The organism is Desulfobaccales bacterium, assembly GCA_041648175.1.
GTDB lineage: Bacteria > Desulfobacterota > Desulfobaccia > Desulfobaccales > 0-14-0-80-60-11 > 0-14-0-80-60-11.
Genome location: JBAZPO010000019.1, coordinates 41043 through 55454, shown reverse-complemented (window position 1 = coordinate 55454; position 14412 = coordinate 41043). Strand labels below are relative to the sequence as shown.

At 52.8% G+C, this 14412-nt stretch carries 12 protein-coding genes; 6 read left to right on the top strand and 6 right to left on the bottom strand.

The genetic code is table 11. The annotated features are described in order from the left end of the window. The coding region (gene uvrB / locus WC600_15725) for an excinuclease ABC subunit UvrB (protein ID MFA4904182.1) at positions 1 to 1462 on the top strand (1462 nt) is incomplete at its 5' end. A gap of 326 nt (positions 1463 to 1788) precedes the next feature. Further along, a complete protein-coding gene (locus WC600_15720) occupies positions 1789 to 1998 on the top strand; it encodes a hypothetical protein (protein ID MFA4904181.1) in 210 nt (69 codons plus the stop codon). 50 nt (positions 1999 to 2048) lie between these two features. On the opposite strand, the gene WC600_15715 is transcribed toward WC600_15720, so the two are convergent. The 4 genes from WC600_15715 to WC600_15700 all read right to left on the bottom strand — a co-directional run bounded on the left by WC600_15715 (position 2049) and on the right by WC600_15700 (position 5338). Then, entirely contained in the window at positions 2049 to 3359 is a 1311-nt protein-coding gene (locus WC600_15715) for a radical SAM protein (protein MFA4904180.1), read from the bottom strand. Between the two features lie 150 nt (positions 3360 to 3509). After that, positions 3510 to 4592 (bottom strand): molecular chaperone DnaJ, encoded by a 1083-nt coding sequence (gene dnaJ, locus WC600_15710; protein ID MFA4904179.1) that lies wholly within the window; start codon positions 4590 to 4592, stop codon positions 3510 to 3512. A 125-nt stretch (positions 4593 to 4717) separates the two neighbouring features. Beyond that, entirely contained in the window at positions 4718 to 5023 is a 306-nt protein-coding gene (locus WC600_15705; protein ID MFA4904178.1) for a DUF167 domain-containing protein, read from the bottom strand. Positions 5024 to 5038: 15 nt separating this feature from the next. After that, positions 5039 to 5338 (bottom strand): YggT family protein, encoded by a 300-nt coding sequence (locus tag WC600_15700; GenBank protein MFA4904177.1) that lies wholly within the window; start codon positions 5336 to 5338, stop codon positions 5039 to 5041. A 318-nt stretch (positions 5339 to 5656) separates the two neighbouring features. Here WC600_15700 and WC600_15695 point away from each other — a divergent pair, with 318 nt between their 5' ends. Both WC600_15695 and WC600_15690 read left to right on the top strand, forming a co-directional pair. Continuing rightward, positions 5657 to 6937: an MFS transporter gene (locus tag WC600_15695; protein ID MFA4904176.1), complete on the top strand. Its 1281-nt coding sequence runs from the start codon at positions 5657 to 5659 to the stop codon at positions 6935 to 6937. Positions 6938 to 7111: 174 nt separating this feature from the next. Next, positions 7112 to 9049: a RecQ family ATP-dependent DNA helicase gene (locus tag WC600_15690; protein ID MFA4904175.1), complete on the top strand. Its 1938-nt coding sequence runs from the start codon at positions 7112 to 7114 to the stop codon at positions 9047 to 9049. Positions 9050 to 9219: 170 nt separating this feature from the next. On the opposite strand, the gene nagZ is transcribed toward WC600_15690, so the two are convergent. Further along, positions 9220 to 10749: a beta-N-acetylhexosaminidase gene (gene nagZ, locus WC600_15685; protein MFA4904174.1), complete on the bottom strand. Its 1530-nt coding sequence runs from the start codon at positions 10747 to 10749 to the stop codon at positions 9220 to 9222. Positions 10750 to 10804: 55 nt separating this feature from the next. Here nagZ and WC600_15680 point away from each other — a divergent pair, with 55 nt between their 5' ends. Then, on the top strand, positions 10805 to 12334 hold the full coding sequence (locus tag WC600_15680) for a sodium/solute symporter (protein MFA4904173.1): 1530 nt from the start codon (positions 10805 to 10807) through the stop codon (positions 12332 to 12334). Positions 12335 to 12424: 90 nt separating this feature from the next. On the opposite strand, the gene WC600_15675 is transcribed toward WC600_15680, so the two are convergent. Further along, entirely contained in the window at positions 12425 to 13192 is a 768-nt protein-coding gene (locus WC600_15675) for a metallophosphoesterase (GenBank protein ID MFA4904172.1), read from the bottom strand. A 415-nt stretch (positions 13193 to 13607) separates the two neighbouring features. On the opposite strand from WC600_15675, the gene rpsB reads away from it, so the two are divergent. Beyond that, positions 13608 to 14399 (top strand): 30S ribosomal protein S2, encoded by a 792-nt coding sequence (gene rpsB / locus WC600_15670; GenBank protein MFA4904171.1) that lies wholly within the window; start codon positions 13608 to 13610, stop codon positions 14397 to 14399. Positions 14400 to 14412: the final 13 nt, after the last annotated feature.

The window sequence follows — 14412 nt, the reverse complement described above, 5'->3', positions numbered from 1 at the left end:
AATCTTGTACGAGCGCAATGACATTGATTTCCATCGCGGCACGTTTCGGGTCCGGGGCGACCGGGTGGAAATCTTTCCGGCCTACGAAGAGGACCGGGCCATCCGGATAGAGTTTTGGGGCGACACAGTGGAGGCCATCCGTGAGATCGATCCCTTGCGGGGCAAGGTCTTGCGGCAGCTCAAGCGCGTGACCATTTACCCCGCCTCCCACTACGTCACCCCGGACCTGGTGCGCCGCCAGGCCATGTCCGCCATCGAAGCGGAGTTGGGGGAACGCCTGGATTGGTTCCGGGAGCAGGGCAAGCTCCTGGAAGCCCAGCGTTTAGAGGAGCGCACCCGTTTCGACCTGGAGATGATGAAGGAGTTGGGCTTCTGCCACGGCATCGAGAACTATTCCCGCCATCTTACGGGCCGGTCTCCGGGGGAGCCCCCCCCTACCCTCCTGGATTACCTGCCCCGGGAGTCCCTGGTGGTCATCGACGAGTCCCACATTACCATTCCCCAGCTTCAGGGCATGTATCGGGGCGACCAGTCCCGCAAGCGGACCCTGGTGGATTACGGTTTCCGCCTGCCGTCGGCCCTGGACAACCGGCCGCTCAACTTCGAGGAGTTCAAGACCCGGGTGCACCAGCTTATCTATGTCTCCGCCACCCCCGGTCCCTATGAAGTCAAGCAGGCTGAAGGCCGGATCGTGCAGCAGATCGTGCGCCCCACCGGTCTCATGGACCCCTGGATCGTGGTCAAACCCGCGGCCAACCAGGTGGACGATCTCCTGGGAGAACTCCGGGCCCGGCTGGCCAAAGGCGAGCGGGTGCTGGTCACCACCCTGACCAAACGCATGGCCGAAGACCTCACGGAGTATTACCAGGACCTGGGCCTCAGAGTCCGGTATCTCCATTCCGACATCACCACCCTGGAACGCATGGAGATCATTCGTGATTTACGCCTGGGGGTCTTCGACGTGCTGGTGGGCATCAACCTGCTCCGGGAGGGGCTGGACCTGCCGGAAGTCTCGCTGGTGGCTATCCTGGATGCGGATAAAGAAGGCTTCCTGCGCTCCGAGCGTTCACTCATCCAGACCTGCGGACGGGCCGCCCGGCACGTTAATGGGCAGGTTCTGTTTTATGCCGACCGCGTGACCCCATCCATGGCCGCGGCCATCGACGAAACCAAGCGGCGGCGGCTCCTCCAGGAAGCCTATAACCAGGAGCACGGCATCACTCCGGAAACCATCCAGAGCACAATCAAAGACGTCCTGGCCTCGGTGTACGAAGCCGATTACGTCACCGTGCCCATGGCCGCGGAAGAACAGATGCCTTACCTGGCGGAGAATATCCCCGCCACCATCAAACGCCTGAAAAAAGAGATGCAGGCCGCGGCCAAAAAACAGGAATTTGAGCGCGCCGCCACCTTGCGAGACCGCATCCGGACTCTGGAGGCGGAGAATTTGAAATATGCTTGAGAGTTTTTGAGGGAAGGGCGGGGTAATCAGTGATCAGTAATCAGTAATCAGTGTTATTGTTAAATGGTCAAGGATTGGTGGCACAAGAGAGAGAATAATGAATAATGCCCGTCACGCTCGCAGTTTCAGAGATTTGCTGGTTTATCGTAAAGCTCTTGAAGTAGCAAAAAGAATCTTCGAAATGTCGAAGAATTTTCTCAAAGAAGAGATATATTCTCTTACCGATCAGATAAGAAGAGCCTCTAGGTCCATAGGGGCATAAATCGCGGAGGCCTGGGGAAAACGGCGTTATGAAAAATATTTTATCAGTAAGTTAACAGACGCCGATGCAGAACAAATGGAAAACCCAACATTGGCTTGATGTTGCCACCTCTTGTGGATATCTGGCGAAGGAGGAAAAGGGAATATTAGACATGCAGCTACAAGAAATCGGGCGAATGCTCAATGTCATGATGGCAAAAGCCCCCTCATTCTGTAGACAGGATATTTTTATAATTCAGGAACAAACAGACACTTTTATTATAGAAGATCACTGATTACCGAGACTACTGATCACTGATCACTGATTACCGGCCCTCCCCTCCCCTCAAAAATAATAATTCAACGGCTGAAAGCGGCGGCGCACGGCCCAGGCGAAATAGAGGTTGAAGACCAGCATATTGAAGGCGTAGGGCGACCGGTGGAAGCGCTTGAGCATGCCCAGGGGCGAATAGTACCGCCGGTTAGCGCGCCAGTAGCCTTCTTGCAGTTCCCGGGCCGTCATATGCTTGGGGTGGTAAACCACTTGGAAACCGGTGTAATGGGTCCAGTCGTGATCGAAGATGCGCCCTTCCTGGAGTAATTGCGATTGCACCTTGGTGCCGGGCCGGGGGGCCAGGATGAACATGAACGCGGCCGGAGCCTTGACGTGGTTGAGGAAATCCACTGTGGTATCGAAGATCTCCGGCCCGTCGCCATCCAGCCCGAACATGACGTTGATCGAAAAGCCAATGCCCCGGTCCCGCAAAGCCTTGAACTGCCGTTCATAATCCTTAATCTTATTCTGCTTCTTGTTGATGGCCTTGAGGCTGTCCGGGCTGATGGACTCCATGCCGATGTTCACATGTTGGCAGCCGCTGCGGGCCAGGAGATCCAACACCTCAGGGTCATCCCCAACGTTGGCCGTAGCCAGGCACCCGTAAACCATCTTCAGCGGGATGAGGCGCTCCATGACCTCAAGGGCGTGGCGGCGATTGGCCACAAAGTTGTCATCCACGAAGTAGATAAAACCGCTGTCGGTAAGGCGTTTGATTTCCTTGATTTCGTGGATCACTTCGTCCACGGGGCGATGCCGGAACTTGCCGCCGTAGACCTGGGTGACCTCACAATAACTGCAGTTATAGGGGCACCCCCGGGTCGTCTGGGAAGGGATGTTCCAGACCTTGTAGCGCTTGAGATCCAGCAGGTCATAGCGGGGCACCGGCAGGTTCTTCAGGTCCGAGAGTTTCTCGGCCTGGTAGCGGGGCTGTAACCGTCCGGCCTGGAAATCCTGAAGGAGCCGCGGCCAGGTTGCCTCGGCTTCCCCCAACACCAGGGCATCGACATGTTCCTGGCATTCATCCGGGGCCAGGGTGGCATGAAAACCGCCCATCACCACGGGAATACCGCGGCGGCGGAACCCCGCGGCCAGTTGATAAGCCCGGGGGGCCTGATGGGACATACAGGTAAGGCCCACCAGGTCGCAGTCTTCCCGGAAGGTGATGTCCTCCAGCATGTCATCCTTGATCTCCACCCGAATATCCGGCGGAGTCAGGGCTGCCACGTACGGCAGGGTCATGCCCAGCAGCCAGCGTCCTTTGCGGCGGTCCAAGCGGCCGTTTTCCTTAAAGCCAGTGGGTTGAATCAGCAGGACTTTCATGATTAATCGAGATTATACTGCATTAGGGGGATTTTGGTCAGGAAACCTGGCTCGGCAAGGCACTATCCTAAATTTTATACAACCACGTGAGCCCTTTCATGAGTCGGTCAGGTGGCGGAACCTCGCGCGGCATGCCGGCCGGTTGAGTCCCTAGGCTCTCATCCCCTTTACCCCGTTTAACTCCCCGTTATCTTGCAGCCTGAGGAATTCCCTCAGGAGTTGCTTTTGCAGATCGGTGAGTTGGGTGGGGGTTTGGAGGTCCACCACGACTACCAGATCACCCGGAGCTTTGCCCCGCAGACCGGGCAAACCGAGACCCGGAATGCGGAAGGTGGCCCCAGGCTGAGTACCGGGTGGGATCTGCAGAAGGGTTTGGGACGTCATGGTGGGTACTTCGACCTCGGTGCCCAGGGCGGCCTCTATGAAAGAAATTTGCGCCCGGTAATAAAGGTCTTTGCCTTTCCGGGTAAAGATGGGGTGAGGGGTGACATAAATTTCCAGGTAGAGGTCCCCCGGCGGCGCACCAAAGGACCCTGCTTCCCCTTCCCCCCGGAGGCGCAGGCGGGTGCCCGAATCCACCCCGGGCGGGATGCGCACTTGAATCTGCTTCTTTTCCTTGATCACCCCATTGCCCTGGCAGACGGAACAGGGAGAACTGATAACCGTGCCGGCCCCCTGGCAGTCCGGGCAGGTGTTGAAAACCTTCAAGAGCCCCTTAGACTGGCTCACCTGCCCTTCCCCCTGACAGCGAGGGCATATCTGAGGCTGACTACCGGGTTCCGTGCCGCTGCCGCCGCACCGTCGGCACGCGACGCGCCGTTCCACGGTCAGGCTGGTGCTCAGGCCCCGGACGACCTCTTCCAGGGCCAGCACCACTCGCTGCCGCAGGTCGGCCCCGGGTTGGGGCTGCTCCGGTTGCTCCCGGGTACGGCCGAAATTGAAGAAATCTTCGAAGGCTTCCCCAAAAGAACTGAAAATTTCCTCAAACCCGTTAACGCCCCCCAAGTCCAGCCCCGCCAAGCCGGCATCGCCGTAAAGGTCGTAAAGCTGGCGTTTTTCCAAATCGGCCAGAACCTGGTAAGCTTGGGAAACTCGTTTAAATTTATCTTCCGCGGCTTGATCGCCCGGGTTTTTGTCCGGATGATACTGGAGGGCCAGCCGCCGGTAAGCGGTTTTAATCTCCTCCTGGGTGGCCTCTCGCAAGACCTCCAAAATCTCATAATAGTTCGTCATCCCGAAGCGACCACGAGCCCCTTAGGATTGAAGTTGGCGGTAGATCACATTGTGCCCATAATTGTTATCATCCAGTCCCGCGTTGTCAAGGACAGCCGCGGATGTTGACCTTGCAAACAGTAGCTTTACCGGGGCTCTGGCACCAGGCGATCCAGGCGTTCCCCCAAGTCGGGGGAGAGATCGTACACGGCCACCACTTTGGTGCGGCTTTGGCCGCCGCCAGTGAGTTTGAGGGAACTCTTGGGGAGATCCAGGACCTTGGCCAGGAAGGCAATGAGTTCCTGGTTGGCTGCGCCCTTTTCCGGGGGTGCGGCCAGGCGCACTTTGAGGCGGTCGCCGTACAGGCCCATCACCTGGGTGCGCTGGGCCCCGGGCACCACCGTCAGGCGCAGGACATAGCCCTTGGCGGTCGGCATAAAGAAGCTGGTCATGCGCTCAATCCAGGTTCAGCCGATGCGCTGGGCCAGATCCCATAAGGTCATAACCAGGAAGCGCCGCAGAAAAACGATAGCAATCAGGATCAGTATGGGAGAGAGATCCAGGCCGCCGAAGATCAGAGGCACCCGGCGCCGCACCCAACCCATGACCGGTTCGGTGATATTATAAAGGAATCTAACAATGGGGTTATAAGGATCAGGGTTGACCCAGGACAGGATGGCCCGGGCAATGATCACCCACATGTAGATATTCAAGGCCAGGTCTATAATTGAGGCCAGAGCTTCTATCAGGTGTCTCAAAGCAAACATTCCCACATCTCCACGTCTTAGATATTGAGTATATAATGTTATGTATATAGGGCCGGGCTCGGTCAGTTGTCAAGCCCGGACTCACCGGCCGGCGGCCCGCACCGGGCCTGGGCGATGAGAGCCCAGGGGGACCCCATTGCAGAAGTCCCAGGCTTTTTCTAAAATAAATATCATTACTTATCGACTGCGGCCCACAATCATGTCGAGCTTCGCCAACCTGAACTACAATGAGCTGCCTTACCTGATTATGCTTACCCCTGACCCCGATATGGCCGCTGGCGCCAGCCCCGCCCAGCCCACCGCCCCGTGGGAGGCGAGATGAACCCAGTGCGGTTTCCCACCTTTGCGGCCCTGCGCCACCGCAATTTCCAGCTGTTTTATGGCGGCCAGATGATCTCCCTCACGGGCTCTTGGATGCAGTCCGTAGCCTTTAGCTGGCTGGTTCTGTTGCTCACCAACTCTCCGTTCTACCTGGGCCTGGTGGGCGCCCTTCAGACCCTGCCGGTGCTGCTTTTTTCGTTTTTGGGCGGGGTGGTGGCCGATCACGCCTCCAAGCTCAAATTATTGTTCATCACCCAGGCCGTCCTTATGCTCCTGGCCCTGGTCTTGGGGGTCCTGGTTGAGGTCAACATGGTCAAGGTCTGGATGCTGTGCATTCTGGTGTTCCTGTCGGGCACGGCTATGGCCTTCGACATCCCGGTGCGCCAGGCCTTTATCGTTGACCTGGTGGGCAAACCCGATCTGCCCAACGCCATCGCCCTCAACTCCACCCTCTTCAATGCCACCCGGGTGGCGGGACCCGCGGTGGGCGGCGTAATCATCGCCGCGGTGGGCATGGCCAACTGCTTCTTCCTGAACGCCGCCAGTTTCCTGGCAGTGCTCCTGGCCCTGATGCTGATGAAACTGCCCCGAAACGACATCGCGCCCTGGAAGCCCTTTCTGCATGCCTGGAAGGAGCTTCTGGATTACCTGCTGGAACGGCGGGAACTGAAGCTCATTCTCCTGCTCATGACCACAGTTGCGGTGCTCGCCATGCCCTACTTCGTGCTCCTCCCCATCCTGGCCCGGGACACCCTGGGAGTGGGCCCCCGGGGCTTCGGGCTCCTCATGGCCATGAGCGGTGTGGGGGCCTTCCTGGGCGGCCTCACCCTGGCCCGGCGCCTGCAACGGCGCCCCCCCATGCCCTCCTTTCTGGCGGGCCAGGGCTTGTTTCTCTTGGGGCTCCTGGGCCTGGGCCTTTGCCGCAACTATTACGCGGCCCTGGGCTGCATCGCTCTGTCCGGGTTCGGCATGGTGACCCAACTTTCCACCGGCAACAGCCTTCTGCAACTCAATGTGCCGGATGAGCTGCGCGGCCGTCTCATGAGCCTCTTCGGACTCATCGTCATGGGCTTCGCACCCATCGGCAGTATTGCATACGGTGGTGCGGCCCACTTTGTGGGGGCCGGCCCCACCATTGCCGGTGGAGCCGTCATTGCCGCGCTGGTGGCCGGGGTGATCCTCTGGCGAAACCCGGACCTGCGCCACTTTGGCTTTACGCCGACAGACCAGGAAGCCGCCGACACCGTACCGCCCTCCATCACACCTTTTAGAGGATAGCACCGCTTTTCGGTTGCTTCTTGATTCACAGAATAAATATCGGACTGGAAACCAAGATTGCTATAATTTGATTGATTTTATTATCGGTACGGTCGACAAAGATGATAAATGTATTTCGAATTATATTCCGCAAAAAATGATGACAATTTAACGCGAGCTTAAACTGGAGTGACCATGCTGGAAAAGGAATTACAGAAATATTTCGGATTCAATTCGTTTAAAACTGGGCAAAGAGAAGTCATTTCCAAAATAGTAGCCCAACAATCCGCTGCGGCAATTTTTCCAACCGGCGCTGGAAAATCCCTCTGCTATCAACTCCCCGCAATGATCCTACCTCATCTGACCTTAGTGGTTTCTCCATTACTCGCTCTTATGAAAGATCAAATAGACTTTTTAGTGATCAATAAAATTCCTGCTGCGCGCCTTGATTCCACCCTTAGTAAGAATGATTCTGATCTCATTTTTGAAAGAGCTAACAACGGCGAATTAAAAATACTGATGATTTCAGCTGAACGTTTCAAAAATGAACGTTTTCGTTCCCATCTGCAAAGAATGAAGATATCGCTACTTGTCGTTGATGAAGCCCATTGCATTTCAGAATGGGGACACAATTTTCGTCCTGAATATTTAAAGTTACCTATGCATCAGAAAGAATTTAATATTGGACAGGTCCTATTATTAACTGCGACTGCAACAGAGCAGGTTATTGACGACATGTGTTCTAAATTCAAAATTCCTAGAAAAAATATCATTGTTACCGGATTTTATCGTCACAACCTTTTCTTACAGGTTACGCCAACTATAGAATCTCAAAAGGATACACATCTTTTGCAACGAATTCACGAAGATCAAAAGGCCCCGACGATAGTTTATGTAACTCTGCAAAAAACTGCTGAACATGTTGCAGATTTTCTGCGGGCAAATGGCATTAATGCTTTTCCATATCACGCTGGAATGCCCACTGAGGCAAGGGAACGGATCCAGAATGAATTTTTAGCTGGAAAACTGGATTGCGTAGTTGCAACTATTGCTTTTGGAATGGGAATAGATAAGAAGGATATCCGGCGAGTCATTCATTATGATTTACCGAAATCAATTGAAAATTATAGTCAAGAAATCGGACGTTCAGGCAGGGACGATAAATCCGCATTTTGCGAAGTTATGGTAAATAGAGATAATATTAGCGTATTGGAGAATTTTATTTATGGCGATACGCCGGAAGCGCAGGCGGTTCATAAATTACTACAAAAAATACAATATCACCAAGGTAATATCTGGGAAACTAAAATAACCGCACTTTCTAATGAGTTGAATATTAGGATTCTTCCACTCAAGACCTTACTTGTTTATCTCGATATGGCTGGTATTATCCGTCCCAAATACACCCGCTTTGACGAATACAGCTTCAAATATCAGACTGACCCTTCAGTTATAATAGATAAGTTTCAGGGAGAAAAGCAAGATTTTGTTAGGGTTATTCTCAATAATTCTATTACAAAAAAGCTTTGGACCTATGTTAATATACCGAAAATCATCCAAAATTATGATACGGCAGATCGACAACGCGTTATTACTGCATTAGAGTATTTCAATGAAAAAGGCTGGATTGATCTTCACTCCAGACAAGCAATAGAAATCTACGAGATCATAGCTCGCGATTTTCATATAGATGAGGTGTGCAGAACGTTATGCGATCTCTTCGAAAATAAGGAACACCATGAGATCCAAAGAATTCATAATATGCTTATTTTTTTCGAAAGTTCCTCTTGTATCAGCAAACGGCTTGCCCTATACTTTGGTGAACTTATTGATAAAGAGCGCTGCGGACATTGTTCATTTTGTAAAAATGGTAAAGCTGTTATTCAATATACAACTAAATTAAAGGCTTTTGACTCGTTCAACTTTGGCAACCTTACCAAAGGATTTAATGAACTTATGGGAGAGCATCACTCAATATTAAATGTCACAAAGTTTCTTTGTGGGATTTCATCTCCGATTTTTACAAAATTCAAGGTTAAAAACCTACCGCATTTTGGCATTCTTGAAAAGTATCCTTTCTTGATTGTCAAAAACTGGGTTGCTGAGTTTGTAAAGGAAGCCCCAGGCCAATGATTTTAAACAATCCGCTAGGACCGACTTACTTTTTAGAGACTGCCGCCAGGTTCTGCGCAGCCACAAAAGAGCGCACTTTATCTCGAACCGGCCAAACCTTGACTAACTAAGCGCTTGCAAGTGTGTGCCAAGCCTTCAGTACCTAGCTTCCAGGCTCCCGCCCTCCCCCCTCAAAGAAGAGGAGAAGAGCACATTTTTTCAATGGCAGCCTTGATCTGGCAGGCTCGCCAGCCGAAATCGGTCAGGCAGGCTGCATCTTTCCTTATAAATTCCGCATCATCAGGGTCGCGCAAAAGGTCAACCACCAAGTCTTTGGCGGCAGCCTGGATCGCGTCCAGCAGATATTTATTGTCGGGATAGAGATGCGCATCAAAACAGAAGAGGATGGTCAGGTCTGAGTGCTTTGCCAGGGTCACGGCCTGCTGAATTTCTGCCTCCGTCGGCTCAAAGGAGACCAGTTGAATCTCGGGAGCACAACCAAACTTCTGAAACTCTCTCCGCATGAACTCTTGCTCATCTAAGACTTCCTTTTCAATCATGACGTTGGCATCGAGCCGGGAAAATTGCGGAAAGATAACCCCGATACTTTTTTCGCCGCTCTTAAGCGGCAGTAATTTTCTCTCATCTTGCAGAACCACCACGGTTTCACGGCAGATTTGCGCCGCCAGGCCGGCCCCTGCCGGTTCGGCGCCGGGTTCTCCTCCCGCAAATCTTTGTTTTCTCTTTGACTTCAATCTCCGGATCCGGTCGACGCTCGCCTCCAGTTCTTGCAGGGATAGAAGCTGACCCTTATAGGCCTCCAGAAGTTTTTCGTAAACTTCTTTCTGACCCTGAGGGGTATGACAGACCAAGAGCAGATCATGTCCCGCCTTCGCGGCTAAAATCCCTGCTTCCCCGATAGGGCAGAGCACCTTGACCGCGCCCATCTCCAGATCGTCGCTGGTTATGACACCCTTAAAACCTAGCTCGCTTCTCAGGTAATCGTAAATAATTCTCCTGGAAAAAGTGGCGATCATTTTTGGATAAGGATCAAGTTTGGGGTAGTAAGGATGCGACGACATAACCAGATCAATCCCGATATCAATCGCTTTTACGAAAGGTTTAAGATGGAGCGCTTCCATCTCTTGCCAGGTGGAATTGATGACCGGCAACTCCAGATGGGCATCCACGGGTGCATGACCCTTGCCGGGAAAATGCTTGGCGCAGGCTGAGAGTCGCCCCTGTTGCATGGCGGCAATCCGCGCCGCGCCCAGCTCTGCCACCATTCGCCACTCCTTGCCGTAGGACCGTATGCCGATATTCGGGCTGTAGGCGTCGGTCAAAACATCCAGTACCGGCGCCAGATTCACATCCACCCCCAGTCTTCTCAGCTCTTTGGCCTCGATTTCGCCCTGCTGTCTGGCATAGTCAACTTTGCCTGCGCCGCCCACCGCCAGATTATCCGGGAACACGGTAATGCCGTCCCTGAACATGATGACCCGCCCGCCTTCATGGTCCACGGTCACGAGCAACCTTCGGCCCAGAGCCTCTTCCAGATCACCAATCAGCTTTTTGAGCTGCTGGGGGGAGTTAAAATTTCTCCGATAGAGAATTAGCCCGCCCGCATGCAACTCCTGAAATTGACGGACAATCTCAGGTGTGATTTCGGTTCCGGGAATGCCGATGACCAGACGTTCACCCACTAATTCTTCTAATTTCATGGTACTTTCATTTTAACCATGCAAATAATTTTTTGATACGATAGCCTGGATCTTTATGGAAATTCAAACCTTTTTTGTAAGCGGCAGCAGTTTAACCTGGCAGGATTACTCTGTTCTTTCCGCGCTGCTGGTGCTGTTGATTTTTGTCGGCCTTTATTGTGGCAGAGAAGAAAAATCCACCAATGACTTTTTCCTGGGCGGCAGAACCATCCCCTGGTGGGCGGCCTGCCTTTCCTTTGTTGCCACCGAAATCAGCGCAATCACCCTCATTGCGGTCCCCGCGGTCGCTTACATGGAAAACTGGGAATATGCCCAGTTTTTTATCGGCTCTTTTCTGGCCCGGATCGTCATCGCCTTTCTGTTTATCCCGGCTTTTTACCGCTATAACTGCACCTCCATCTATGAATTTTTAAATTATCGCTTCGGACCGGCAACCCAAATCGCCGGCTCGATCCTGTTTTTCATCACGCGTCTGTTGGCTTCCGGTGTGCGGCTTATGGTCGCTTGTTTGGCGGTCAGCATCCTAATCGGCTGGTCCATCATGCCGACTATCCTGCTTTTTTCCGTCATCTGCATTCTCTATATCGCCTGGGGCGGGATCAAGGCGGTAGTCTGGACCAATGTGGTGCAAGCCCTGACCTTCACCGTTGCGGGAGTAGTCGCGATCGCCTTCCTGCTCACTCACATTGACGGCGGCGCCGCGGCCGTAGTCGCCATTGCCGGCAGCGCCGGAAAACTGAAAATCTTCAACTGGGGCCCCTCCCTGGCGGAAGCCGGACTGCCGGTATTTTTGAAGAGCCTGTTCACGGACCCCAATCTCTTGGTGCTGGCAACTTTGAACGGGTTTTTTGGCTCAATGGCGGCCTTTGGGACTGATCAGGAGATTATGCAGCGGCTTCTCACCGTGGAAACCAGAAAAGCCAGCCAAAAAACCATGCTTATGACCCCCATCGGCTCCTTTCTGGTAATGATGCTCTTCCTGTTTATTGGCGCTTGCCTTTACGCCTTCTATGTTCAGCATCCCGGGCTGGCTCTACCGGGCAAATTGGACAAAATTTTTCCCCATTTTATCGAGCAGACCATGCCCCCTGTGATGCGCGGGCTGATGCTCGCAGCCATTGTCATGGCGAGCATTGACTCACCCTTAGGTTCCCTGACCTCTTCATTTGTCACGGACATCTATCGCCCGGTGATTAATAAGTCGGGAACTGAACGCCACTATCTCTTAATTTCCCGGCTCTGCGTGGTTGTTTTCGGCATTATCTTAGGGTTCATCGCCTACTTTTTCAGCTATTTTGAGAAATTTCTCTGGCTCGCCTTTAAAATCGGCGGGGTCACCTACGGCTCTCTGCTGGGAGTTTTTCTTCTGGGCCTTTTGACCACAAGGCGCTGCAACCGGATCAATGTCGTCGCCATGACTGCCTCCGCCCTGGGTATGCTGGTGCTGTTGATTCTTTCCGAGAAAGCCATAGTCCCGCTGGGCTGGACCTGGCTTTTGTTGATAGGCACCTTTTTGACTTTTATCACTGGTTGGCTGTTTGGGAAAAAACCCGCGAGTGCAACTGACCCGCCGCTTAAACCCTGATGCGCCACTTGAGACCTCGGCGCAAATCTCCTGTATGATAGCCACCCTCAGCTCATTGAACCTCATGCGAGAGCGCCTACGTAGCCTATTTTATGCTGCAGTTGAGCTAATTGGGATGTCTTTTACGGTTATAACCCCTTGCGTAATATCGATTTCCCTAGCCCAATCTTTGCCGGGTGAATTGTCTGAAGCTAAGAAATATTGTATGCCATTAATGTTTTTCCATAATTCTGAAGCATGTTTGTGGCCGAAACATACAATATCAACCCTTTGATAGATAGTGCGGATCAATTCCCGCGCATCTTTTAATTCCAAAAAAGGGTCATTATGTATGAACGGATGGTGATGGAAAAACAAGATTTTTGTCCTATCAGACAGAAATGGGTCCAGGAGAATTGTATTCAAAAAGGACAGTTGCCTCTCTCCTACCTCACCACAAGCAAAATCAAAAGGGTGGTCAGTCTCCAGGTTGCTGTCCAGGGCGATCAGCATTATTTTATCGTGTTCATCCGTGATAAAATTGACTACTGGTGTGAGGTCTCCTGTAAAGGTTCCGCCTTGTTGTAAAGGGAGGCTAAGCATCTCGTCAAACCGCTCTGCCCGCTCTCTACTATAGAAATTCCCTGCTGCCCCAAAATCATGGTTTCCGGGGGCGATAAAGATATCATCTTTAAAAGGTTCCAAGGCTTCATAAGCCCGGTCAAATTGTTCCTCATGGCCATCGTCGGAAATATCACCCGTTACAATGAGTTTATGTTCCGGGTAATGTTGCTTAATAAATTGAAGCAGAATTATTGCATCTTCATTGTCTCTTTCATCCCGATGAAAATGAAGATCACTGATGTGGATGAATTTCATGTTTTCCCTCCTTTTGTATATGTCTTTTTCTACGTACGTCCATAAAGGTTCTCTGGGCCTTCAAACGCGTCTGCACTGCATTCATGCAACTTATCCGTCTTAGATGAGTTTATCAACGCAGAATAACAGCATTACTTCCAAATTTTTTCAATAAAGTTAAGAGCTATAACTCGAATGTCAAGCCAGCCAGATACTTCGAAACTTGCTCCAGATCTATCGCTGGACTGATATGGCCCTACCTTTCATAACCTTGCCAATTCGAATTCCTCCCAAAAACCCTTGTCAAAATTCGACTATTTTGTTATAAAAATATGATTTGAAAAATTCTCACGCACGGTGAGGGCGGGCTGGTGCCGACCATAATTGGCCGGTGGCCCCGCTGGCCACGGTGCGGCGGACCAAACCAGGAGGAAGTATGTCATACGTCACCATGAAGGAATTGCTGGAAGCCGGGGTCCACTTCGGCCACCAGACCCGCCGCTGGAACCCCAAGATGGGTCCTTACATCTTCGGCGCCCGGAACGGCATCCACATCATCGACCTGCAAAAAACCGTCCAGTTTTTTAAAGTCGCCTACAATTACGTGATCGAAACCGTCGCCAACGGCGGCATCGTCTTGTTCGTGGGCACCAAGAAACAGGCCCAGGACGCCATCAAGGAAGAGGCGACGCGCTGCGGCATGTTCTATGTTAACCATCGTTGGCTCGGGGGCATGCTCACCAACTTTCAGACCATCAGCCGTTCCATCGCCCGCCTTAAAGAGTTCGAGGCCATGAAAGAAGATGGGACCTTAAAGCGCTTCCCCAAGAAAGAAGTCCTCGTGATGGAAAAGAAGGCCGCCAAGCTGGAACGTTCCCTGGGCGGCATCAAAAATATGGGCCGCCTGCCGGATATCGTCTATGTTGTGGACCCCCGCAAGGAAGACATCGCGGTGGCGGAAGGCCGCAAAACGGGCGTCTCGCTCTTGGCCATCGTGGACAGCAACTGCGACCCCACGGAAATCGATTATCCCATTCCGGGTAACGACGACGCCATCCGCGCCATTCGTCTGCTCACCTCCCGGGTAGCCGATGCGGCGTTGGAGGGCAAGAAGCTGGCCGAGGAACGCCGCCAGGCCATCACCGACAAGGAGTTGGCCGAAGCGGAGGCCGAGATGCCGGCCGAAGCAGCCCCGGCCCCGGAAGTAGCCGAGGCGCCGGAAGCCTAGCCCGCACTTCGAC

Bases quoted from the DNA above. Each gene is read 5' to 3' on its own strand.
- WC600_15720 (MFA4904181.1), top strand. From the start codon at position 1,789: ATGCAGAACAAATGGAAAACCCAACATTGGCTTGATGTTGCCACCTCT.
- WC600_15715 (MFA4904180.1), bottom strand. From the start codon at position 3,359: ATGAAAGTCCTGCTGATTCAACCCACTGGCTTTAAGGAAAACGGCCGC.
- dnaJ (MFA4904179.1), bottom strand. From the start codon at position 4,592: ATGACGAACTATTATGAGATTTTGGAGGTCTTGCGAGAGGCCACCCAG.
- WC600_15705 (MFA4904178.1), bottom strand. From the start codon at position 5,023: ATGACCAGCTTCTTTATGCCGACCGCCAAGGGCTATGTCCTGCGCCTG.
- WC600_15700 (MFA4904177.1), bottom strand. From the start codon at position 5,338: ATGTTTGCTTTGAGACACCTGATAGAAGCTCTGGCCTCAATTATAGAC.
- WC600_15695 (MFA4904176.1), top strand. From the start codon at position 5,657: ATGAACCCAGTGCGGTTTCCCACCTTTGCGGCCCTGCGCCACCGCAAT.
- WC600_15690 (MFA4904175.1), top strand. From the start codon at position 7,112: ATGCTGGAAAAGGAATTACAGAAATATTTCGGATTCAATTCGTTTAAA.
- nagZ (MFA4904174.1), bottom strand. From the start codon at position 10,749: ATGAAATTAGAAGAATTAGTGGGTGAACGTCTGGTCATCGGCATTCCC.
- WC600_15680 (MFA4904173.1), top strand. From the start codon at position 10,805: ATGGAAATTCAAACCTTTTTTGTAAGCGGCAGCAGTTTAACCTGGCAG.
- WC600_15675 (MFA4904172.1), bottom strand. From the start codon at position 13,192: ATGAAATTCATCCACATCAGTGATCTTCATTTTCATCGGGATGAAAGA.
- rpsB (MFA4904171.1), top strand. From the start codon at position 13,608: ATGTCATACGTCACCATGAAGGAATTGCTGGAAGCCGGGGTCCACTTC.